The 24351-nt window shown below is 45.5% G+C and carries 21 protein-coding genes; 18 read left to right on the top strand and 3 right to left on the bottom strand.

The features are described 5' to 3' along the window. Nucleotides 1-33: 33 nt before the first annotated feature. From GA520_RS09525 to GA520_RS09545, 5 genes are all read left to right on the top strand, one after another. Nucleotides 34-5859 carry a pilus assembly protein gene (locus GA520_RS09525; protein WP_163336830.1) on the top strand — a complete coding sequence of 1942 codons (5826 nt, stop codon included), beginning with the start codon at nt 34-36 and terminating at the stop codon, nt 5857-5859. A 116-nt stretch (nt 5860-5975) separates the two neighbouring features. Further along, nucleotides 5976-6602 (top strand): hypothetical protein, encoded by a 627-nt coding sequence (locus GA520_RS09530; RefSeq protein WP_163336829.1) that lies wholly within the window; start codon nt 5976-5978, stop codon nt 6600-6602. Nucleotides 6603-6925: 323 nt separating this feature from the next. Continuing rightward, on the top strand, nt 6926-8203 hold the full coding sequence (gene sat, locus GA520_RS09535; RefSeq protein ID WP_163336828.1) for a sulfate adenylyltransferase: 1278 nt from the start codon (nt 6926-6928) through the stop codon (nt 8201-8203). Nucleotides 8204-8475: 272 nt separating this feature from the next. Then, nucleotides 8476-9495, top strand: a complete 1020-nt coding sequence (gene aroB / locus GA520_RS09540) for a 3-dehydroquinate synthase (protein WP_240910078.1) — start codon at nt 8476-8478, stop codon at nt 9493-9495. 66 nt (nt 9496-9561) lie between these two features. Next, entirely contained in the window at nt 9562-10050 is a 489-nt protein-coding gene (locus tag GA520_RS09545) for a zinc ribbon domain-containing protein (RefSeq protein WP_163336826.1), read from the top strand. An 85-nt stretch (nt 10051-10135) separates the two neighbouring features. Here GA520_RS09545 and GA520_RS09550 read toward each other — a convergent pair whose 3' ends face one another. Beyond that, nucleotides 10136-10489 carry a hypothetical protein gene (locus tag GA520_RS09550; RefSeq protein ID WP_163336825.1) on the bottom strand — a complete coding sequence of 118 codons (354 nt, stop codon included), beginning with the start codon at nt 10487-10489 and terminating at the stop codon, nt 10136-10138. 165 nt (nt 10490-10654) lie between these two features. On the opposite strand from GA520_RS09550, the gene GA520_RS09555 reads away from it, so the two are divergent. The 4 genes from GA520_RS09555 to GA520_RS09570 all read left to right on the top strand — a co-directional run bounded on the left by GA520_RS09555 (nt 10655) and on the right by GA520_RS09570 (nt 14610). After that, nucleotides 10655-11791 (top strand): SPFH domain-containing protein, encoded by a 1137-nt coding sequence (locus tag GA520_RS09555; protein WP_163336824.1) that lies wholly within the window; start codon nt 10655-10657, stop codon nt 11789-11791. Nucleotides 11792-12073: 282 nt separating this feature from the next. Further along, entirely contained in the window at nt 12074-13045 is a 972-nt protein-coding gene (locus GA520_RS09560) for a hypothetical protein (protein WP_163336823.1), read from the top strand. A 51-nt stretch (nt 13046-13096) separates the two neighbouring features. Further along, entirely contained in the window at nt 13097-13615 is a 519-nt protein-coding gene (locus tag GA520_RS09565; protein WP_240910077.1) for a nucleoside deaminase, read from the top strand. After that, the gene (locus tag GA520_RS09570; protein ID WP_163336821.1) at nt 13612-14610 is read left to right on the top strand and encodes a radical SAM protein; all 999 of its coding nucleotides are present in this window, start codon (nt 13612-13614) and stop codon (nt 14608-14610) included. Before GA520_RS09565 ends, GA520_RS09570 begins: the two co-directional genes overlap by 4 nt. 4 nt (nt 14611-14614) lie before the next feature. On the opposite strand, the gene tatC is transcribed toward GA520_RS09570, so the two are convergent. Beyond that, complete coding sequence (tatC, locus tag GA520_RS09575) at nt 14615-15394, bottom strand: twin-arginine translocase subunit TatC (RefSeq protein WP_163336820.1); 780 nt, start codon at nt 15392-15394, stop codon at nt 14615-14617. 2 nt (nt 15395-15396) lie between these two features. Continuing rightward, a complete protein-coding gene (locus GA520_RS09580) occupies nt 15397-15897 on the bottom strand; it encodes a twin-arginine translocase TatA/TatE family subunit (RefSeq protein WP_163336819.1) in 501 nt (166 codons plus the stop codon). Nucleotides 15898-16281: 384 nt separating this feature from the next. Between GA520_RS09580 and GA520_RS09585 the strand changes: the two genes are divergently transcribed. From GA520_RS09585 to glyS, 9 genes are all read left to right on the top strand, one after another. Continuing rightward, entirely contained in the window at nt 16282-17580 is a 1299-nt protein-coding gene (locus GA520_RS09585; RefSeq protein ID WP_163336818.1) for an adenylosuccinate synthase, read from the top strand. A 59-nt stretch (nt 17581-17639) separates the two neighbouring features. Then, a complete protein-coding gene (rpoZ, locus tag GA520_RS09590; protein WP_163336817.1) occupies nt 17640-17909 on the top strand; it encodes a DNA-directed RNA polymerase subunit omega in 270 nt (89 codons plus the stop codon). A gap of 24 nt (nt 17910-17933) precedes the next feature. After that, the gene (gene dnaJ, locus GA520_RS09595; protein ID WP_163336816.1) at nt 17934-19082 is read left to right on the top strand and encodes a molecular chaperone DnaJ; all 1149 of its coding nucleotides are present in this window, start codon (nt 17934-17936) and stop codon (nt 19080-19082) included. Further along, nucleotides 19072-19575 carry a cyclic pyranopterin monophosphate synthase MoaC gene (gene moaC, locus GA520_RS09600; protein WP_163336815.1) on the top strand — a complete coding sequence of 168 codons (504 nt, stop codon included), beginning with the start codon at nt 19072-19074 and terminating at the stop codon, nt 19573-19575. The genes dnaJ and moaC overlap by 11 nt, the downstream gene beginning before the upstream one ends. 110 nt (nt 19576-19685) lie before the next feature. After that, nucleotides 19686-20048, top strand: a complete 363-nt coding sequence (gene dksA, locus GA520_RS09605; protein WP_163336814.1) for an RNA polymerase-binding protein DksA — start codon at nt 19686-19688, stop codon at nt 20046-20048. Nucleotides 20049-20054: 6 nt separating this feature from the next. After that, nucleotides 20055-21059: a galactose-1-phosphate uridylyltransferase gene (gene galT, locus GA520_RS09610; protein WP_163336813.1), complete on the top strand. Its 1005-nt coding sequence runs from the start codon at nt 20055-20057 to the stop codon at nt 21057-21059. A 15-nt stretch (nt 21060-21074) separates the two neighbouring features. Next, nucleotides 21075-21425: a response regulator gene (locus tag GA520_RS09615; RefSeq protein ID WP_163336812.1), complete on the top strand. Its 351-nt coding sequence runs from the start codon at nt 21075-21077 to the stop codon at nt 21423-21425. Between the two features lie 58 nt (nt 21426-21483). After that, a complete protein-coding gene (locus GA520_RS09620) occupies nt 21484-22206 on the top strand; it encodes a GTP cyclohydrolase I FolE2 (RefSeq protein ID WP_163336811.1) in 723 nt (240 codons plus the stop codon). 45 nt (nt 22207-22251) lie between these two features. Then, nucleotides 22252-24330, top strand: coding sequence for a glycine--tRNA ligase subunit beta (glyS, locus tag GA520_RS09625; RefSeq protein WP_163336810.1), 2079 nt, complete (start codon nt 22252-22254; stop codon nt 24328-24330). Nucleotides 24331-24351 lie beyond the last annotated feature (21 nt).

The following is a 24351-nucleotide window of genomic DNA, read 5'->3' on the forward strand; positions in this document are numbered from 1 at the left end:
GATTGATTTTGCAAGATGAAAAGGGAGTAAGATATGCATAGAAAGATAACGAGTTGTCTTAAAATTAGTGCCCTCTCAATAGCATTTCTGTTGCACGCGGTTCTGCAATCAAATGCAGCTGTTGATGTAGATGCACTAGGAGTATCAGAACCTCCTTTTCTGGCAATGGGAGCCAAATCCAACCTCCTCCTATTGTTAGATAACTCTGCCAGTATGCTTGATATGGCGTATATCGAGACTCCAGGGGAATGCGTAGACAATAGTTATTCGTCTACAGAAATCTATGCAGGGCTGTTTAAAGATGATGCCTGGTACGTGTGGACAGATGGTGTGCAGCAATGGCGCAGTGGGAATACGTATTCTATTGGTGATACTGTATATAGTGAGGGGGTATATTATAAGGCTACTGATACAGATGGCAGCGCTTCTAGTGGGTATCGCATCGCGGATGATACAGTGACCTGGGAGCAGATCACAGACTACAACATACTGACTGGTGTTTCAGAAGGATATTTTATCGAAAATGAGACAATTCTTTCTTCTTCTGATGCAGCAACAACTTTCTCCGGTGAATCTGGAGTGGCATACAGTCACGATGACTTATTTTTCAAGATAGTGAACGCTGATAATGGTGATGGTGTATCCGTTGAATCTGGAGTAACTGCGTTTGTTGCCAAGGGTAACTTGTTGAACTGGGCTTCAGCTTCTAAATTTGATATTCAGAAACAGGTCCTTACCGGCGGGAAATATGATGTAGACAACGATTTTCTCGTGGGTGAGCATCGTGGATGTTCTTCACGGAGTTTTATCAAGGAGCTTCCGGTTGTAACAGGAAGCGATACGAAAACTGTTACCTTCAGTATACAGGGCTCGAAAGAGGAGAATCAGACAAGCATTGATGATGACACAACGAGAATTGTCATAAACGGGATTTCCGATGCTGGTTTTATAGGCTCAGAGCGTGAACAAGCATGTCAGGACGCAATTGAATCGGTCATGAATGGCTATGATGACGGGTTGGGAACAACCAAGAAAAACATTGGGATTTGTCTTGATTATGACGGGACCAACAATGTTCTAGCTGAATCAAATGCAGCCTATAACCATTCTGTCCATTCATGCTGGGAGATGGTTACCAAGGAGTATGATGATCCCACGGACTTTGGTAATACAATTGAGTTAGCAAACTCGTGTGAAGGTATTTATGACGGCGGGGTGCCGCCTGCTACAATAGACCCGGAAGATAGCGGCTATGTCTGTTATGGATACCCGGATACCCCAGACAGCGATGGCAACTATGACCTCCCCAATTATTCTGGACGGTGCTGGGAGGGGGGAGTAGCGCCGGATTATTGTGAATTTGCAACCTGCACTGAGGCAACGGTTTTACCTGATGGACAGGATTGTTTTAATGGAGAGGTATATGAGTGTACCGGAAATCTCAACAGTCTTGGGATGTGCAATAAGGAATGGGTCGCGGTACTTCAGGATGACGGTATAGATGAAAACGAGGACCTAAACAATGACGGCATTCTTCAACCCAGTGAATTTGCTTCGTGTAATCCGGATATAGCTGTCGATACCGATATTGATGGGAACGGAGTTATTGAACAAAATGAGGATGATAATTGCAACGGCATCCTGGATGTTATTGATTACACATGCGATACCAGTGCTGTTATTGCCCCGGGAGATTGGGCTAATGGTGATATGAACGCAGACCCCTGCCTGCAGGAAGCCCTCTGGGATTATTGTGGAGGGTTGACTGTACCTCAGGTAGTAGATCCGTCGGATGAGACGGTTTCCACAGGAAACACTCTGGGTATGGTCGGATCGTTGATAGACAGCGGTGTAATGTCGATGTTTGCAACGGATCATGCTCTTATCGTGATGAAAGGGCATATAAGACCTTTAGTTACCGATAGTCGTGAGGGAGTATTGCAGAACAATGCTGATGAAATGCGCATTGGTGCTATGGCTTTTAATGAGAACGGAGCAGCCCAGGAATGTCTGGAAGGCACAGCCTTTGATAATATGGTTGATGAAGCCTGCCCGGATGTCGGGAATCGGGACGGGGCGCAGTTACTGGCACCGATAGAACTTGGTACATCTGTGAGTGGTTCTGGAACACATGCCGAGAGTATGGTAGCGGCAATAAATGATATTCAGGCTATATCATGGACACCTCTGGCTGAAGCGTTTTATACGGCATTAGGATATTATGGACAGAAAATCGACCGATGCGTTAATGGTGACACTGAAGATTTTACTGTTGATAGTGAACTTCAGGTTGCCACTGGTAAGGATCCGGTAATAAATTGGTGCCAGAATAACTTCGTGCTGATCATCACTGAAGGATCTTCAACTGCTGATGTACATGATGATGTGGCCGAATTTGTGACTGGAGCTTTAACCGGCGATGCCAACAATGATGGAGCCTCAGATATTGATGCGGAGTGCAAAGCCACAGACGGGTCAGCTATTCTGTATGGATCGACCTATCTTGATGACCTCACATATTACGGACAGCATGAAAATGTCCAGAACATATATACGGATTACCAACAGCTTGAGGAAGATGGAAAATATTACGATAAGAGAAATATCACGACGTTTATCGTAAGTACAGGTACCTTGCGTGACGATGATAGTAACACAGGGATCAGGGAGTGTAATCCAAAAGAATTTATGACTGACGCTGCTGCAAATGGGGGCAGTTCATTAATTGAAGGGTCAAACCCTGAAGATCTTCAAGCAAATCTTGAGGCACTGTTCAGCACACTACGCGAACGGGCATCTGCTGGCTCTGCAGCTTCCGTCGTGTCTTCATCACGCGGTGGTGAAGGTGCTGTCTACCAGGCTATCTTCTGGCCTGAACTTACGAAAACAGATGGTGGCGTTCAATATACGGTTGAATGGGCTGGAGATGTAAGGGGTCTGTTTATCGACAGTAATGGTTTTCTATTTGACGATAGTGCTGCACCATTTGGTCAACTGGAAACAGAGGACCTCAATGGTGATGGTGTTCTCACTCCAAGTGAAGTTGGGGCTTGTAATCCCTCCTTGTCAGTTAATACTGATCTTGATGGAGATGGAGTTATTGAAGATGGTGAGGATGAGAACTGTAACGGTAGTCTAGATGGAGATCGAAGGGTCGTAGTCTTTTATGATGACGTCGCTTTGAGAACGAAGGTTTGTTATAACACTTCACTTTATAGTGGAAGTTGTACAGATGAGGCAGATCTAGAGGATGTGGCATTTATATGGTCAACGGGACGCTGGCTTGCCAGGAACGATCTTGACACTGGTACAAATGGCAGCTATCCATTAACCGGTGAGCGTAAACGAAGGATATATACCTGGAACGACTTAGATAATGATGGCGTTTTCGACAAGAGCAGGGAGTGGCTTAATTTCCAGAGTGATGACGTTGTAGTGGAAACCGCTGGTGTAAGTTGGAGTGATGCCAACGCTACAATTGAAACAGATCCACTTAATACCGGTTTCCGCTCTTCAATTTATACGGATTTCAATGTTGACCGGACAACGGAAGCTGAGGAGTTAGCTAAAGTAAAGGATATTATTGGTTGGATAAGAGGTAATGATCGCCTCAATGACTGGAATATAGTTGTCAATGATGGCACAACAGCACCTTTGGAGCCAGCATTACGAAGTCGTCAGATTCCAGGTACCAGCGGTATCGAAACCTGGCGACTGGGTGATGTGATTCATTCAACCCCTATGACAGTTACAGCCCCATCTGAAGGCTATCACCTGCTTTATAATGATTTCAATTATGCAGAGTTTGTCGACAGATGGAAGTATCGTCGGCATATGATTTATTTTGGTGCAAACGATGGTATGTTGCATGCGGTGAATGGGGGGTTCTACGATTCCGAATATAAGAAATTCTGTGTATCCGGAAAAGGAGATACCTGTATAGGTAAAGGTGAAGCAGGCAGCGCGGCACATCCTGAACTAGGTGCTGAGCTATGGGCCTACGTTCCCTACAACATTACTCCACATCTTCAGAGTCTGACTAAAACACCGGTAGAGGTTGGTAAATTCAGGCATAAATACTATGTGGATCTCCGCCCCAGGATATTCGATGTTCAGATTTTTGATGAGGAGCCTCAGTGCACGAATATTTCGACGGATGATGATGACGAATGCATACATCCCAATGGCTGGGGCACCATACTTGTCGGAGGCATGCGACTTGGCGGTGTGCCGGTAGCTGCAAATGATTTGGAAGGAGGAATTGCTGCTGATTCCCGGGAATTTATCTCTTCCTACTTCATCTTTGATATAACAAATCCAGAAGATGAGCCGGATCTGCTCGGAGAAATGACAAGAGTAGAAGATGGTACTGTTGCAGATATGGGACACTCCGCTACTATATCAACCATGGTTGTTATGAAGAAAGCTGAAGCGACTGTGAACAGCAGTGATAATCAGTGGTACCTGATGCTTGGGTCCGGGCCTCATGGACCGGACGCCATGAAAGGTGTCAGCGATCAGGCGGCCAAGTTAGCGTTTATCAATTTGAATAAACTGGTCCACGAAAAAGATGCCAGTCCACTCAGGATACCTGAGCCTAGTGCGAGCTACAGCATCGGAGCTACCGATGCTACCGGGGTCTTTATGCTTGGAAAGTACCAGGTCAACGCTTCAGGGACGTTGGAATTCACCAACGATTCTGATAACAATTTCATCTCAGATCTGATTACGATAGATATCGATATTGATCCAAGCACAGAAGATTATCTTTCTGATTCAGTTTATTTTGGTACCGTCGATGGCGGGTTTACGTTTGATGCAACTCTCGGGGATGATGTTTGGGCAGGTGGCGGTAAACTGTATCGCCTTGTGACCAGATATACTAATAGTTTGGGTGGTATATCAAAGTATGGCCAGAGTATTGTTCAGCCAATAACTACACCTGATCAGTGGGAGATGCGTCTGCTTTTAGATGCCGGACTACCCATTACTGCAGCACCTTCTGTAGGTTATGACGGCTTTAATTTCTGGGTATACACAGGAACAGGCCGGTTCTTTGACGCCGATGACAAGACTGATGCTACGCAACAGGCATATTTTGGCATTAAAGAACCGATGGCCTATGATGCATCGACGAGGATTGCAGAGTTCTCATGGACGGATGTGGTAACACCAGTCCTCAGTTCAGCAATTTCCAGGGTTTTCCCTAGTGGGGGTACTGCTGGAGACAAAGGACTGCTGAGAGTTGATGACATTAATGTGCTTGAAAGTACTATTGGGCTAACTGGGGCTACTCTGAGTTGTGGTACTCTTGATCCTTGCCTGCCTAATCAACTGACAAGTTTGGCAGATCCTCCTAATCTCGGAAATTTAATTGAGTATATTGCAGGGAAAGGACAATCGGTTGATACCACTGCACCCTCTTTTAGCAACACCGCAGATGGTTGGTACAAACTGTTCTACCCTGCCTATGATGACAGGCAGCGTAATATTGGACAGGCAACATTACTGGGAGGCTTGGTGGCGTTCACGACTTACCAGCCGTATGAAAGTTTATGCCTCGCGGAAGGTGAAGCATATTTATACGGAGTATACTATCAGACTGGTACTTCCTGGTACGAACCAATATTTTACGATTCAGACAGTGGAACAACGGGCAATATTATTGAGAATCAGGAATCGCTTGGAATAGGCCTGGCAGAGACTCCAAACCTGTTTGTCGGGGAAGGAGAAGATGGGAAAGTTTCTGCCTACGTGCAAACAAGTACTGGTGAAGTGAAGGGTATAGAAATAGAAAACCTGCCACTAAGTAATTATTTTATAGGCCGTACCGGATGGAAACAGTGTACACCCCAATAATCAGCAGCAAGCTATAGAAATTTGAAAACCCCTGGAATCTATCCAGGGGTTTTTTGTTTGACCAAAATGTTAGCATCCATAGTTTTGGTAATACTGAAAGTGAAAGAGATAAGATAATGTTTCTCCTACCATACGTGACCGTACTACTGTGGCTGTCAACTGCAGTTTTTGTGAAGTTTAATTCTGGTATTGCATTCAATTCTAATGTGCTTGGTCCAGTGCTGGTTCTTCTCACCGTTTTACTGCCTGTAAGTTTCTGGATATTACTAGAGAAAACCAAGTGGATGTTCAGTTTGGTCATGATTCTTATCTTCATGTTCAATTTAAGTTGGTTTGGGGTTGATCTTTTCAATAAATATAAAATGTTCGAGAAGTATTCATCTTCTATGGAAGGGGTTGATCCAGATTGGATTCGAATGGCCTCTGACAGTGAAAATTCAATAGAAAGAAAAAATGTAGCCAGAGCAATATTTCAAAAACACGGTGTTAAGATTGCTTACCGCATGGAGAATGAAGCATATGCCTTATATTCCCCGACCACTGAAGACCGTGGTAGCATTATGGAAAACATCGATAGAAGGGCAAACCAGAACATCTTAAAGAGAAATCTGAGATATGATATTATGACTGATGCATTTCTCATATCATTGCAAATGATAGTATTTTTACTCGTGTTTGTCTATCTTGCTTTCTCGAGTAAGAGAAGGGAATATTCTGGTGGTCATTCAAGTAGAGTTTTATAGGCTTTCATCGGTTGAGTACTACATTACCCTATCTATCAGATGATCAGGTGTCGGCGGTATGCTCGATATCGAAGCTTGGATGAAAGTATAATCCTCTAGCAAGAGTTTAGTCACATTGTGTGATTTATCATCACACTTCCGCAGTTGATCATACATTGCAGGATTCAGTTCCGTAAACCTGCACAACACGCTTTTCCCTTGACTTTTCAACAAACAAAATATTAAATAGGCGTTCGTAAATGAATAGGTGTTCAGTTGCAGCCGCCTGTAGGTTCAGGCGGTGCGTATTGTTTTCATATTCAATTTAAATTAAGAGGAACTCTATGTCTAAATTAGTAGCACCTCACGGTGGAAAAGGTCTGGTATGTGCTCTTCTCGAAGGCGCCGAACTGGAAGCAGAAAAAGCTAAAGCCGCAGGACTCAAGCAGGTAGAAATTTCTGATCGTGCAAAAGGCGATCTCATCATGATGGGTATCGGTGGTTTTTCTCCGCTGTCCGGTTTCATGACCAAGGCTGACTGGAAAGGCGTTTGTGAGAGCTTCCAGATGGCGGACGGAACCTTCTGGCCTGTACCGATCACTCTCGACGTATCCGCTGCTGATGCTGCCGATATCGCCGAAGGTTCAGAAATCGGACTGGTAAAAGATGGTGAAGTTTTCGCTACCATGGCCGTGACTGAGAAGTTCGAAATGACCGAAGCCGACAAAAAATGGGAATGCGAAAAAGTATTCATGGGCGAAGGCGAAGAGTCTGTAGATGGTAAATTCTGGGAGATCGCTCCTGAAGATCATCCGGGCGTTATCATGGTTATGGCTCAGAAAGAGTTCAACCTTGCCGGTCCTGTTAAAGTTCTGTCCCAGGGCGAGTATCCTAAAGAGTACCCGGGCGTATACCTGACACCTGCTGAGACCCGTGCAATGTTTGAAGAGCGTGGTTGGGCAAACGTCGCTTCTCTCCAGCTGCGTAACCCGATGCATCGTTCACACGAGTATCTGTGCAAGATCGCTGTTGAGGTATGTGACGGTGTTCTGATTCACTCCCTGATCGGTAATCTCAAGCCGGGTGACATTCCTGCACCGGTTCGTGTAAAAGCTATTGATATCCTGATCGAGAACTACTTTGTAAAAGAGAACGTTATCTCTGCTGGTTATCCTCTGGATATGCGTTATGCCGGTCCTCGTGAAGGTCTGCTGCATGCCACCTTCCGTCAGAACTACGGTGTTAACAACATGCTGATCGGTCGTGACCACGCTGGTGTTGGTGACTTCTACGGTCTGTTCGAGGCTCAGGAAATTTTTGACCGCATTCCGCAGACCGGTGATGCCGCAAAAGATCTGCTGTGTAAGCCGATGAAAATTGACTGGACCTTCTACTGCCACAAGTGTGACGGTATGGCTTCTCTCAGAACCTGTAACCACGACAAAGAGTCCCGCGTTATCCTATCAGGAACCAAACTGCGTAAAGCTCTTTCCGAGGGTGCTGAGATAGTTGATCACTTTGGTCGTGATGAAGTACTGGTACACCTCCGTGCGTACTATGAGGGTCTGACCGAGAAAGTTGAAGTCAAGATGCAGGGTGCCGCCTCTGGTGACTCCATGTAATCAAGATTTTACCTGATCTTAAAGGAGATACCGCCCACCTGGCGGTATCTCCTTTTTTTTTGCCTGCAAACAGAGTACAATTCATTCTAAAATCATGCTGCACATCTAGCATTTCAATTCATTTAAGATAGTTACACAAATCAGAATCGAATCAGCCCCTACCTGTTGCAGGGGTTGATAAAGCATACCGACGGTGCGTTATGAAGCAATTGCAGGTAGGACTTGGGAAGCGCAGTTACCCTATATTTATAGAACCTAATTACTTGGAAAAAGTGGGTTCATCTCTTGCCCCAAAAAGATACGGCAACAGGTATGCCGTTGTAACCGATACCAATGTAGCTACCTTGTATGGCGAGAAGTTGCTTGAGTCCATGAATGCAGCAGGTCTGGACGCGAAAATGGTCCCTTTTCCTGCCGGTGAAAAGAACAAAAATCTCGCTACTGTCGGGGCACTTGCAAGTCGTCTTGCCAAGGCCGGTTTTGATCGCCATGACTGTATTGTCGCTCTGGGAGGCGGTGTCGTTGGTGATATCGCTGGCTTTCTGGCATCGTCATATATGCGTGGCATACCCTTTGTCCAGGTACCGACTACCTTGTTGGCCCAGGTTGATAGCTCCGTAGGCGGAAAGACGGGTGTTGATATACCTGAAGGAAAAAACCTGGTTGGTGCCTTTTATCAACCCCAAAGTGTCTTTATTGATACAGAGGTGTTAAAAACTCTGCCGCGTCAGGAACTACTTGGTGGACTTGCTGAAGTACTGAAATACGGTGTCATTCGTGATGGTGACTTTTTCACCTTTCTTGAGGAGTACCGGCGTCAAATTATACATCTCGATCAGGAATTGTTGGTAAAAACAATACATACATGCTGCAGTATAAAATCTGATGTGGTCGAGGAAGATGAAAGGGAAGGGGGATTACGCAAAATTCTCAACTATGGGCACACCATAGGTCACGCGGTTGAGGCTGCGTCTAATTTTGAGATTATCCACGGGATGGCTGTTGCCATAGGCATGGTAGCGGCAGCCAGATTGAGCGTCATGAAAGGTACCCTGTCCGGAGTGGAAAATGACAGGATCTATTCTGTCATTTCTGCCTATGGTATGCCGGTAGATGTGCCAACACACCTGAACAGGCAACTTATAAAAAAGTACCTGAAAGCAGATAAAAAGGTAGTTTCCGGTAAAGTTAATTACGTACTGCCCGACTCAATTGGCTCAACCTATATAACTGATGACGTTGACCAACGACAGCTCGATCGTGTTTTACAGGACGAGTGGAGCTATATTTAGTGCCGGTTCACAATATGGTGAGCTGGGTGGATTATTAAATTTATACAGAAATAATAAGTTACGAAAATGCCGATTTATGAGTTCTACTGTGACAACTGCAACGTGATTTTCAATTTTTTCTCCTCACGTATCAATACAGGGGCACAACCTGATTGCCCGAAATGTGGCAAGGAAAAAATTGAAAGACAAATTTCAAAGTTTGCGACTATCCGGTCCGGGGGGCAAGAGGAAGAGGACCCGTTAGCCGGGCTTGATGAAACTAAAATGGAACGGGCCTTTGAAACACTGATGAAAGAGGCTGACGGTATCAACGAAGATGATCCGCGGCAAATGGCCTCCCTGATGCGCAAGTTCACGGATCAGACAGGCCTTAATCTCGGGGACGCCATGGAAGAGGCGATCAGCAGGATGGAGGCCGGTGAAGATCCGGATCAGGTGGAAAAAGAAATGGGGGATGTATTGGGGGATGATGACTTCAGTATAGAGGCCCTCAAAAAGAAAGTCGGTGTACGAAAACCTAAACCTGTGCAAGACGAAAAGCTGTATACTTTATAAAATGATTGCCAAAAGACAGGAGTGTTGAAACTCCTGTCTTTTTTGCACGTTATTCTCCGGACATAAAAAGAAAATGTATGGTTCTCTAATGCACTGTTTGAGTGCTGTTCGGAAAGAGGTCCAGGAGGCTGAATGAGTCGTCAGAACCTTCTTTTCTCTTAAGTATCTCCTGAACTTCGTCTTCCGGTACCCCGAGCATCTCTGATAATCCCTGGGTGTCATACACCGGTTGCCCTTCAGAGGTATAATAAGCGGCTTTCACTTCCGGAAACTGCATCTCGGTTGCTGTATTTGAAGCCTCGAGGAGGATCTTCCTGATAGAAGATGGGCCATGTTTTAGAAGCCATTCGACGGCTTCAGCCCACGTCTGGGCATCCACAGTCGGGTGTTGCAAAACTTTCAGGGCTGTTTCCAGGTCCCACTGATCTTTAATAGACATATTTTTCCACTTGCTTCCTTTCTTGTAATACTTTTCTTTATAATTAAAATATACAGCTGAAATATAATTTATTACATAACATTATAATGAGCGGTTTGAGATATGGAAAGGGGGAAGTGCTCCTCTTTGGCGTATTTATTCCGGATACCTTGAGGAGGGGCGAATATGAACAAGTTCGATGGTGGTGTCTTTCTTGAAAATATAGAGTGGTTTGATGAGAGCGGTGAAGAGCTGGTTCACCGGCTTCCAGAGAATGGTTCGGGAGAGATCAAATATGGTGCCCAGTTGACTGTTCGTGAAAGTCAGGCTGCGGTTTTGTTCTATAAGGGAAAGGCGTGCGATGCCTTCGGGCCTGGTCGACACACTCTCAAAACGATGAACCTGCCTATCCTGACCAAGATCCTTTCTATACCATGGCGCGGGGATAGTCCTCTTCGGGCAGAAGTCTACATGGTCAATCTGAAGTATTTTACCAATCTCAAATGGGGCACACGCAACCCTGTTGCTTTTCGGGATCAGGAGTTGGGGCTTATCAGGCTGCGTGCTCATGGGATTTTTAATATTCAGGTTGTGCAACCGTTACTCTTTATTAACTCCCTTGTCGGCACAATGGCAACGATGACTACCGAAGGTGTTGAGACCTATCTCAAGCGTGTTATAGTCTCCCGTTTTAATGATTATCTTGGTGAGCAACTCGATACCATACTGAACCTGCCAGGGAAGTTCGATGAACTCTCTGAGGATTTGCAAAAGCGGTTAACCAAGGATTTTGCCCATTTTGGCCTGCGTCTCAGCCAGCTCTATATTACCTCTATCACACCACCAGATGAGGTGCAAAAGGCCATAGATGATCAGAGCCGTATGAATGCCATAAAGGATATGGATAAATTCATGCAGATGAAAGCAGCCATGGCTATGGAAAAGGCGGCATCAAGCCAGGGAGAATCAGGCGCCGGTATGGGCATGGGTATGGGGTTGATGCTTCCGGGCATGTTTGCAAACGCATTCCAGCAGAACCACAATAACCGGTCTGGCAGTACTGCAACCTCACGGACTGCGGAGTGCCCGGACTGTTCAGGGCAGATACCTGCCGAAGCCCGCTTCTGCCCTGCCTGCGGGCATCAGCAGGTTGTTATCAGTCAGTGTGATAACTGTGGTAAAAACCTTTCACCAAATGCTAAATTTTGTCCTCAATGCGGCCAGAAAACCGGGCAGCAGGCAGGTGTGAGCATCTGTGGGAAGTGTAAGGCGGAAAACCTGCCCCAATCAATGTTTTGTAACCAATGCGGAGAACGGTTGTAGCAACAGATGGAGTTAACAGTCCAACAACCATGCCCCACCTGCGGTGCGGAAATACTTTTGCAGGAAGATGACCGGTTAGTGCAATGCGAGTACTGTGATGTGCATAACTATATGGTGCATCGTAAGCTACCACGGTTTCTGCTGCCTGCAAGACTTCCTTCCCATGTTTCTCGGGAAAGTTTGTTTTATGTACCGTATCTCCGATTCAAGGGTACCATTTTCTATTGTCAGAAAAATAAGGTACACAATAAAATAATAGATACCACGAGAATAGGCTTTTCCATGCGGAAGATGCCCGTTTCACTTGGATTGCGTCCTCAGGCAATGAACGTGAGACAGGTTACCGGTGATGTAGAGGGGCATTTCGTCCGACAAACAATCAAGGCAAGAGCCATTTTTACGGATGCTGCTAAGCTGTCCATTCTTTTTGCAAAGGATAAAAAAAATCCTGTGGTGCACAGGGCCTTCATTGGTGAGACTGTCAGCAGGGTCTATCTGCCCCTCTATGTGTATCATGGAAATCTCTACGACGGAGTCAATCATTCAAAGCTGGGGCCGTCATCATTAATAGACTCTTTTGCAGCAACAACCGTTAGGGTGAGCCCTGAGTGGGAACCTTCCTTTCTCTCTACAATCTGTCCAGGTTGCGGTGCGACCATGAAAGGTAGTCGAGATAGCCTGGTAATGACCTGTACAAATTGTGAGACGCTGTGGCAGGAGCGTGAAGGTATATTTCATCAACTTGATTTTGGCGTTGTGGAATCATCGACGCAAGCGGCTGTCCATTTACCTTTCTGGCATATAGAACCGGAAGTACGTGGTTGTACATTGGCAACACTTGCAGATTTTCTTGAACTTACCAATCAGCCTGTTGTCGTGAGAAAAGCACATCGCGACAAAAAAATGGCCTTTATTGTTCCGGCTTTTAAAGTAAATCCCAATACATTCCTGAATTCAGCAAAAAACCTGACTTCAGTGCAGCTTGTTTTTAATGGTATGACCCAAAAAACAGTAGCAGGCAGTTATCCGGTTACCTTGCCTCACAAGGAGGCAGTTCAGGCATTAAAGGTAGTGCTTGCCGGAGCGGCGGTGAGTCCGAAAAAAGTGTTTGCGGTATTGGAAAAACTTGATTTTCGTGTTACAGCACAACAACTTCTATATTTGCCGTTTCAATGGGTCGGTCATGATGTCCGCCAGGAGCAAACAGGCTTTTCATTTTCATCCGCTTCGTTGCGGTTCGGGAGGTCAATGTGACCTCACCATATCTATGCTAGTAATACAATGAACGTAAAACACGAAACCTTTATGAGACTGGCACTTGAGGAGGCGCAGCAAGCCTTTTATGCCGGTCAGTTCCCTGTTGGCTGTGTACTTGTTGTTGGCGATGAGGTAATGGCCACCGGAGGTCGGGAGAACAGCGATATTCCCTTTTCAGAACTTGATCATGCCGAGATAGTGGCACTCAGAAACCTGCAAAGTAAATATCCGGAGATTGATCTTGAGCAGGTTGTCATCTACTCCACCCTCGAACCTTGCCTCATGTGTTATTCGACACTGCTGGTGAACAGGGTATCAACAATAGTATATGGATTTGAAGACGTGATGGGGGGTGGGACCAACTTGCCGATCGATCAACTTGCACCGCTTTACAATGGACGTGAGATTACGGTTGTGAAAAATATATTAAGGGATGAGTGTTTATATCTTTTTCAGCAATTTTTCAAAAACCCCCTCAATACGTACCTCAAGAACACGCTTCTTGCACAATATACGTTAGAGCAGGAGTGTGACCTGCAAACTATCCGACCAATAAGAGATCAATGAAGAAGGCCAGAACAGTTGGGTTTAAACGTGGCGAGCGCAATATCTTTTTTCACATCCTTACCGCCTGTAACCTCTCTTGCAGCCACTGTTATATCAATCCTGAGCAGCATGGCAGCAATACGCTGTCTCTATCGACAATAAAGAAGTGGCTCGATCTATTTATTGATTCCAATAAGAAAAGTAATGTCATTTTTCTGGGTGGTGAGCCTACCATGCACAAGGATCTGCCGGGAGCGGTTCGTTATGCAAAAGAAAAAGGCTTAGCCGTTACTGTTGATTCAAACGGTTACCTGCTGCACGATTTCCTAGAGAGCGTCACTCCTGCTGACGTCGATTTCCTGAGTTTTAGCCTGGATGGTCCGGAACCGGCAATTAATGACCCCATCAGGGGGGAGGGTGTCTTTGAGGTATGTACCGCCAATATCAAGAGAGCGGTTGCCAAGGGCTTTAACGTCAGTCTGATTTTCACCGTAAGCCGGAAGAATATCGACCACCTGGAGCGGATGTTACCGGTGCTCAAGCAGTTGGGGGTCAAGAAATTCTTTATTCAGGTTATTGGTCTACGCGGGAATTCGGCAAAAAATGATGTTCCGGATTCCTTGCAAGTTGGACGAAAAGAGTGGCTCTCTGTTGTACCGAAAGTGGCAGCAAAAATTGCAGGCGAAGGTATAAAGGTAACGTACCCGAAAGTGTTTCTCGACCGGGATGAAGAGTTCGGCTGTGCGGGAAATGAGGCTGAGAATTATTTTATTTTCCCCAACGGTCGTGTGTACCGTTGTCCTTTATGCGAGGATCATCCCATTCATGCACTTCGTATTGAAAACGATGCCCTGGTAGTAAATGAAGGCCTGACCGAGGATAATTTTTTTCAACTCAATATTGCTGAAGGATGTGTGATGAATAAGCTGCTTCAGCCGGATACAATTGAGTATGATGAAGAAGGGCAGCCGCTATATCGGATATCGTGCTGTTTGCTCAAGCAGGAAATTGAATAGCCCCTTATATGGTGTTTTCTTTTTGCTCCTTATTCTTGCCGCTAAACAGAGCTGTGAGAAAAATTCCTGCCTCATAAAGACCGAAAAGAGGGATTGCCAGTAGAGCCGTGGCCATAAAGTCACCGGCGGTCAGGAGGAACGACAGGACGAGTATCGCAATGTAGAAGTATGTCCGTTTGTCTCGAAAATACCTGGCTTTTACGATACCTGCTTTGCCGGCCATCACCATGAGGAAAGGGATCTGGAAACTGAGCCCGAAGGCGAACATGGTGCGAACCACAAAAGTGAGGTATTTCCCAAATTTAGGTAGGGGTTCAAGTCCCTCGTTGGCATAACTCATAAAATAGACAAGCATTTTAGGCATTACGGCAAAGAAGGCGAAGGCGGCCCCTCCCGAAAAAAGAAGTGTTGCCCAAAAAACTATAATGATCCCCAACTTTTTCTCGTTCTTTTTAAGCCCAGGCGAAATAAACATCCAGGCCTGGTAGAGCATGACGGGAAAACTTGTCAACAGGCCAACAAGAAGAGCCAGTTTAATATAACTGACAAACGCCTCAGGCAGGTTGGTGTAAACGAGCCGGTGAACGAGCGGGCTGGCGTTAAAAAGGGGCTGAATGAACAGGGTGGCAATTCTTTCTGCAAACATGTACGCAACAGCTGTGCATGCAACAATGCTGACTAGGACTTTGGTGACTCTGTTCTTGAGTTCCAGATGGTGTGGTCTGAAAAAGGCGAGACTTCTCTCCAGGGCTGGAATCGTTGATTGAAGGTTGTAATCAGCCATGCCTAGCCACCATTTGGGTGGTTTGTCTTGTCTTCCAAAGAATCGTTCTGGGTGAAATTTCCCTTTGTTTTATCTTTATCGGGATGAGATTCTTTTTGAGGGATCACTTCTGACAGGTCATCCGGATTCAGCTCAATTGGTTCTGAAAGGTCAGACTCTGACTCAGTAGTTGAAACACCGGATTTCTCTATTTCTGCCAAGGCGTCGGCGGCAGAATTGTCGGGATTGACGCCTTTTGCTGGGAATAATGAGGTCGATCCTTTATCGGGGTGGTCTAGAAGATGGCTCTGAAATGCCTTAGCTGCATTTTCAAGATCTGGCTTAATATCGTCGAGTGGATTTCCCTCCTCCTTTAGCTGGTCCTTCAAGCCCTCAGCCGTCTTTTTCAGTTCCATTACACCTTTTGCTATGGAACGGGCAAGCTCCGGGAGCTTGTCGGGTCCGACAAATATTAAAGCTAGTGCCAGAATCAGGATCATTTCCGGCAAACCGATACCAAACATGTAGATCTCTCAAATAATGTTTACTCCAATATGATGGAGTGGGGACCTGTTTTTTGTGTACTTTTGCTACAACAGGTTGATGGTCTATAGCAGACAGACAACTTTCCCGTCTGATGGCAGTAAATGTAAGGTAAAAGGTGTGGAGTGTCAATCGAAGATAGGGGTTGTCACCTCGTGGCAGGGACCACGGCCTTCTACATGAATGTGGGGTATGCACCTGGTGAAGAGATAAAAATTGTTTTTGCATTATTACCACAAAGATTGACTTCATCATGAAAGTTAGCTATATTTCTGAGTTTGTCTCGTGCAGACTTGGAGGGTTGCTGGCGTATTTACCTCTGGACTGCCTTTCTATAACTTACTGTAAATTTCAGGAGAAAGCAGATGTCGAGTGTCGTGGTTGTCGGATCACAATGGGGTGATGAAGGCAAGGGTAAAATTGTCGATTTGCTGACGCAGTATTCTGACTACATTGTTCGTTTTCAGGGCGGCAATAATGCGGGGCATACCTTAGTTGTGGACGGCAAGCAGTTTATCTTCCATATCATCCCTTCCGGAATTCTTTACGAAGACAAGATGTGCATGATCGGTAACGGTGTGATTGTTGATCCCGGGGTTTTGCTTAACGAGATCAGTGATTTGAAGTCTCAAGGGCTTGAAGTTACTGCAGCGAGAATGATGATAAGTGAAAATGCGCATCTGATAATGCCGTATCATTCCAGAATTGATCAGGCCAGGGAAGCATCACTCTCCAAAAATAATAAGATCGGTACCACGGGAAGAGGTATTGGTCCATGCTATATGGATAAGATCGGCAGGACAGGTATCAAGATGGGCGACCTCCTTGACACCGATCTCTTTAGGGAAAAACTGAAAGTTGCTATAGACGAAAAAAATTTCATGCTGACCCGGAAGTACAACAGTGATCCTGTGGACATGGAAGAGATCTATGCCGCGTTTATGGATTATGCAGAGAAGTTGATCCCGTTTGTAGGCAACGTCTCTGTTCTTCTTGATGAAGGTCGCAGGGCCGGCAAAAACATCCTCTTTGAAGGGGCCCAAGGGACGCAGCTTGATATAGATCACGGAACCTATCCTTTTGTTACTTCATCCAACACAATAGCTGGGAATGCGTGTAATGGCGCAGGATTCGGTCCTGCTCACATTGATGCGGTGGTCGGAATCATGAAGGCGTATACCACCCGGGTCGGTGCCGGACCTTTCCCCACTGAGCTGTTTGATGAAACCGGAGATCAGCTCCAGCAAAAAGGACATGAGTTTGGTGCAACAACTGGTCGTCGCCGTCGGTGTGGATGGTTGGATGGAGTTGTGGCAAAAGATGCAGTACGCCTTAATGGCTTAACCGGGCTTGCCTTGACCAAGCTGGATGTGCTGAGTGGTCAGACAAAAATCAAAGTTGCCACCTCCTATGACCTGAACGGGAAAAAGGTTTCGGCGATGCCTTCAAATATCAAGGATGCAGCGGCAGTTACCCCTGTGTATGAGGATATTGATGGTTGGAATGCTGAGATTGACGGTGTTCGTAATTTCGATGATCTGCCCCAGGAAGCCAAGGATTACATACGATGGATTGAGGATTTTACTGAAGTTGAGGCAAATATTGTTTCTGTCGGTCCAGACCGTAACGAGACACTGCTGCTTAAGAATCCTTTTGAAAAATAGCCCCGAAGGTTACGATTTTCAGGGGAATATCTTAAACGATAAGGAATCAGAGAAAAATTATGGCAAGAATCACAGTTGAAGATTGTCTGGAAGTGGTTGGAGATGACAACAGGTTCAATCTTATACACCTGGCGGTAAAACGCGTCAAACAACATCGTCAGGGTGAGCCCTTTCTCGTGGAAGGCAAAAACAAGGAAATTGTAATGACCCTTCGAGAGATTGCCGCTTCAAAAGTAACGATGCAAAATATCGAGGAATTGCCCGCTCACGTCGAGAAGGGTGAAAAAAGTATAGATGAGTCCAAGGAAGCAGCCCCCGTCGTTTCGTAACAATCGAGACTGGTTGTAAGGATTATGAGCAAAGATTATTACGAAGTATTGGGCGTAGCCAAAGGTGCGTCCGGCGAAGAGATAAAGAAGGCCTATAGAAAGCTGGCGATGAAGTATCATCCTGATAGAAACCCGGATGATAAGGATGCCGAAGCTGCTTTTAAGGAATGTACCGAATCCTATGAGGTATTAAGCGACGAAAAAAAACGTCAAATTTACGATACCTATGGGCATGAGGGGCTTAAAAACAGCGGATATTCCGGGCCTGGTAATTTCGATGATGTTTTCTCCAGTTTTGGTGATATTTTCGGGGACTTGTTTGGTTTTGGAGGTGGCCGAACGCGAAGCAGGCGTGGCGGTCCGGTCCCAGGAAACGATCTGCGCTACGACGTGACCATATCCTTTATGGACGCGGTACATGGTGTTTCCAAGGAAGTTGAGCTCAACAGACGAGATACCTGCTGGACCTGTGAGGGGAGTGGTTGTCGTCCAGGGCATTCCCGCCAGACATGTCCGTCCTGTAATGGCCGAGGGCAGGTTATTCGATCACAGGGCTTTTTTCAGGTCAGCTCAACATGTCCTCAATGCCAGGGAGAAGGAGATCTAATTACTGACCCCTGTAGTGATTGCGGCGGTTCTGGTCTCGTTCAAAAGAGTAAACATGTCGCCATAAAGATTCCGGCCGGTGTAGATCACGGTGCCAAAATGCGGCTTCGTGGTGAAGGTGAGGGGGGGCGTAAAGGTGGTCCTTCCGGTGATCTGTATGTTGTCGTCCATGTCGAAGAACATGATTTCTTCAAGCGGGAAGGTGATATTATCTATGTCAAGCTGCCAGTCACTATGGTGAGTGCCGCTCTCGGTGCAACGGTGGAGATTCCCACTGTTCATGGCAAACGTAAAATCGATATTGCTCCCGGTAGCCAGTCAGGTGAGATACTTACCCTCAAAAATGAAGGAGTTCCTCATCTGAGAGGTTCGGGAAGAGGCAATATGCTTGTTGAATTGCAAGTTCTTACTCCAACGAACCTTTGCGATGAGCAGGTGAAAATTCTCCGGGAATTTGACTCGCTTTGTGAAGAGCACGGACAACATGAAGAACGTGAGGGATTTTTCGCCCGACTTTTCAATGATGTGATGGGTAGGAACGGAAAGGAAACCAAAAATGGGCGTTAAAGATTCCACCGGTGAACTGACTCACTTCGATAAAGACGGCAATGCCGTTATGGTCGATGTCAGCAAAAAGTCAGAAACGGAAAGAGTGGCTCATGCCGCTGGCAAGGTGAGTATGAGTGCCGAGGCATTTGCAAAAGTGAGAAGCGGTTCCATCTCCAAAGGCGATGTTCTTGGTATTGCAAGGGTTGCCGGGATTATGGCAGCTAAGAAGGTGGATGATCTTATACCGCTTACCCATCCGTTGCTGATAACTAAAGTCAACGTTGACTTTTCCCTCCAGGAAGAGGAAAATATTGTTGAAGTATTTGCGACTGTCGGGATTTGCGGAAAGACAGGAGTAGAGATGGAGGCGTTAACAGCAGTCTCCGTAGCGGCATTGACAATATATGATATGTGCAAGGCCGTTGACAAATCCATGGTAATTAGTGACATACGGTTACTGAAGAAAACCGGTGGTAAAAGCGGTACTTATCTAAGAAACAATGAAACCTGATGGTAATAGTGATCAGGTTTCATTGTAGGAAGTGTACGTAAGAGAATTACATAATCATACAATAACCCGGCTTAAGTGGTTCAATAATATTTCTGTTTGAGGAGCGTTTGATGGAAAAGGACGTATTGGAAAAATTCAGAAATCAGTTAAAAGAAAAGCAGGAAGAGATTCTTGAAGAAGTTGGAAAAACTCTTTCTGAAATGACAGATCAGACGACTAATATTCCTGATCCCAATGATCGTGCGACAGTTGAATCCGGAAGAAGTTTTGAACTTCGTATTCGCGACAGAGAACGAAAACTGCTCTCGAAGATAGACGAAGCATTAAATAGGATCGACGAGGGTACTTTTGGCGTATGCGAGGATTGCGGAGAAGATATCGGCCTGAAAAGGCTGAATGCCCGTCCGGTGACAACCTTGTGTATCGATTGCAAAACCATTCAGGAAACCAAGGAAAAATCCAAGGGACTTTGATCTCGAATGCCGGAACTGCGAAAAGACCCAGTTCTTGGCCGCTGGATAATTATAAGTAAAGAAAGAGGTAAGCGGCCGACTGACTTCCCAATCGAAAAACCTGAGGTTCTGGGCGGCTTTTGTCCGTTATGCCCCGGCAACGAGAAAACAACTCCACCTGAAGTCCTCGCTTACCCGACTGATGATCACCATCGGACTGGTACCGGGGATTGGCAAGTTCGTGTTGTTCCCAATAAATACCCGGCCCTCGTAATAGAAGGTGGTCTTGACAAGGAAGGCGAAGGTCTTTATGACAAGATGAATGGTATCGGTGCTCATGAAGTTATAATTGAGAGCCCGAACCATGATGAGCCTTTTTCCCAGCTTCCTCCGGATAAAATGATGCTGGTTTTTAGAGCATACCGGCAGCGCATTAATGATCTTACAAGGGATGAGCGCTTCCAGTATGTGATGATATTCAAAAATCATGGAAAAGCAGCTGGCGCTTCTCTCGAGCACTCCCATTCGCAATTAATTGCCTTGCCCATCCTGCCCAGAATGATAGTATCTGAGCTGTCAGGGGCACTTTCTTACTATAAATACAAAGAAAGGTGTGTGTTTTGTGACATAATACGTCAGGAAATACAACAGGATATACGAGTCGTGTGTCAGAACGAGCATTTCATTACCATCACGCCTTTTGCTCCCCGGACACCTTTTGAAATGTGGGTGTTACCACGCAAGCACAGTTCATCATTTAGTTATGCTGATGACAGTATGCTCTACTCTCTTTCGGAAATATTCTCTGAAACACTTAAGAGACTTGATCGATGTATCCCAAACGTTCCTTTCAATTTTGTACTTCACACCGAGCCGTTACGATCAGGCAGAATGGAACATTATCACTACCATTTTGAGATTGTGCCGAAGCTTACATCGATTGCCGGTTTTGAGTGGGGTTCCGGTTTTTATATCAATCCAATACCTCCTGAGGAAGCAGCTATCTATTTACGTGAATCCTTTGATAAATAATAAAAGGGGGAATGTGTGAAAAAAATACTGCTTGTAGATGACGAAGAGAGTATACAACTTCTTTACAGGGAAGAATTCAGAGATGAGGGCTTCGAAGTCGTATCAGCTCTCAATGGGTCTGAGGCGTTAGAAAAGTTCAAGGCAGAACGATTTGACATCGTTATACTTGATATTCAAATGCCTGGTTTGAACGGTATAGAAGTTTTACGCCAGATGAAAATGATAGATCCCGATATTCCTGTAATCCTGAGTAGTGCATTTAATGAATACAAACAGGATCTCGGGGCCTGGGCGTCGGACGAATATGTGGTAAAGTCGGCTGATATGAGTGAATTAAAGGAAACCGTGTTACGACTTATTGGTTAAGCCCGGTCAAATTATTAGTTTTCTATCTCATCTGTTGAGATTTTAATCGTAGGCTGCAATGAAAGATATACAGAGTCAGGAAGATCATCGCAGGATCAATATTAAAAAGGTCGGTGTTAAGACAATCTCCTATCCTGTGACTGTTCTTGATAAAGCAAAGAGCCGTCAACAGACCATCGCCACAGTAAACATGTATGTTAACCTGCCTCACCATTTCAAAGGCACACACATGAGCAGGTTTGTTGAGATCCTGAACCAGTTTCACGGTGCTATAGATCTCAGGAATTTCCAGACTATCCTTGAGGAAATGAAGGAGAGGCTACAGGCTGAGGCCTCTCATATGGAGATCGAGTTTCCCTTTTTCCTTGATAACGGTCGAACCAGGGAATCACTGCATGTTCATCGATACAGATGCATGATGTGCGGATCGCTTGATGAGGAACCTGATCTCGAATTCCGTATTAACGTCCCGATATACCTTCCTGTTTCAAGGCAGCAGGTCGCAGCTCTTCCCCGCTCCACAGGGCGATGGGGGCAGGCGAGTATATCTGTTCGGTTCACAGTTTTTATGTGGATTGAGGACCTTATACTTGCTATAGAAAATAGGATTACCCGTGAAATCGAAAGAGTCGCAGAAAACGACGTTACCGAACTTTCAGTTGAAGTGGTAACCCGCAATATCGGTGAATGCCTGAGTGAAATGGAAGAAGTGAGGTCTTATAGCGTACGGGTTGAAAATCTCTGCGACGCCTATTCGACTTTCGCGATGATGGCTTCATAAAAATCAATTACCCGCAATAATAAACTTTATCAGCAAAATATGACTATGCGTGATTTACTTTACGAAATTGGAACGGAGGAACTTCCGGCAAGTTTTGTTAAACCGGCCTTGAAGCAATTACATGATTCGTTTATCGCCAAAACATCAGAATTAAAAATTGATCATGGTGCAATTGAACTAAAAGGGACTCCGAGAAGGTTAGCGCTTATTGTTCGCGGACTCGCTGAAAAACAGCCGGACATTCATGAGGAATTGGTCGGGCCCTCTGTCAAAGCCGGGGTTGATGGAGATGGTAAATATACAAAAGCAGCTATTGGCTTTGCCAAATCACGTGGAGCAGAGGTCACAGAACTAAGTAGAGTGGATACCCCAAAGGGAGAGTACCTCATGCTGGTCAGGGAGGTGAATGGTCAAGAGACCCTCCAACTCCTGAAATCTGTTCTGCATGAATTACTTATCGAATTGTCGTTTCCCAAATCCATGAGATGGGGAGTTAACCATCACGCTTTTGCCCGCCCCATTCAATGGCTTTTACCCCTCTACGGTGAAGAGATTATTCCGCTGGAGCATGAAGGTATTATTGCCTCCAATAGTACTATGGGGCACCGGTTTCACCATAATCATCCAATTATCATTTCCAGTGTGGATGAATATGAAAAGGCCCTGCTGGAACATGATATCATCGTAGATATTGACGAGAGACGTGGTCGTGTTGTCAAGGAAATTACCGCTGCTGTGGAGCAGACAGAATTTACAGGTAGGGCCACTGTCGCCGTTGATGAAAATCTTGTCGATCTGGTAACAAACCTGGTTGAAAAGCCTTTCGGGGTTTGTGGTAGATTCGAAGATAAATTTCTACAGGTTCCTGATGAGGTACTCATTACCTCCATGAGAGAACATCAGAAATATTTCCCGGTAATTGGTAGTGACGGTAAGTTACAACCCGGCTTTGTTGCTGTAAATAACACTAAGGTAAGAGATACAGCCATTACCCGAAAGGGTCATGAGCGTGTCCTTCGTGCCCGGCTTGAGGATGCTCTGTTTTTCTTTAATAGTGATTGTGCAGGAACTCTTGAGGATAAACGAAAACGGCTGGATGGCATTATCTTTCAGGCAAAGCTTGGTACCATGCTTGAAAAGAGCGACAGGCTGATCAAGCTCGCTGTTCTTTTATGTAAAAAAACAGGTTCAGAGAAGGCCGAAAAGGCAGGACGTGCTGCATTCCTGTGCAAGGCTGATCTTATCTCAGATATGGTAGGGGAGTTTCCGTCACTTCAAGGTGTTATGGGAAGCGCTTACGCTATCAATGATAAAGAAGATGAGGAGGTCGCTCTCGCCATCAGGGAACACTATATGCCGAAACGTGCCGGAGCAGAACTTCCTTCAAGTGAGCTTGGCGCACTAGTCGGCCTTGCAGACAGAATTGATACTATCGCAGGTTGTTTTGGTATAAATCAGGTACCAACCGGTACGGCAGACCCATTTGGACTCCGTCGCCTGTCTCTTGCTGTTTTGAGCATTATCAATAGCAGGGGATATAGCCTCTCGTTGCGGGAAATCATGCATAAGGCCCTTGCGTTGTATGGAGACAAGGTTGACGGTAGTAGCGATACTGTAGAGAAAATTTGTGCATTTATCCAGGGACGCTTTACCAACGATTGTGTAGCCAAGGGTATTGACAGTGGCGTGGTTGAAGCTGTTACAGCTGTGGAGTTCGACGATGTATGTAATGCTATTGAGCGGATCGATGCTTTAAACGAGATAAAGAAAGAGGATGCTTTCCCTGTCTTGGCGGCATCGTTTAAGAGAATACGCAACATTACCAAAGACACGAACAGTACTGACGTTGCCCCCGCGCTCTTTTGTGAAAAAGCCGAAAAAGAGCTGTATAGCATTTTTGTGGAGGTCGAATCGGAGATGAAAGGGCTTCTTGCCAATGGTGACTATCCAGCTGCACTTCATGCTATGCTGAAAATGAAGAAACCTGTCGACACGTTTTTTGATGATGTAATGGTAATGGCTGATGATGACAAGATAAGGCAAAATCGATTGAACATGCTGAGAGGTATTGGTCAGCTCATCCTGCAGATAGCTGATATCTCGAAAATACAGGAAGGAAAATAATATTTAAATCATCTGATTTTT

The organism is Desulfopila sp. IMCC35008 (genome assembly GCF_010646885.2).
In the GTDB taxonomy this organism is placed as follows: Bacteria; Desulfobacterota; Desulfobulbia; order Desulfobulbales; family Desulfocapsaceae; genus Desulfopila.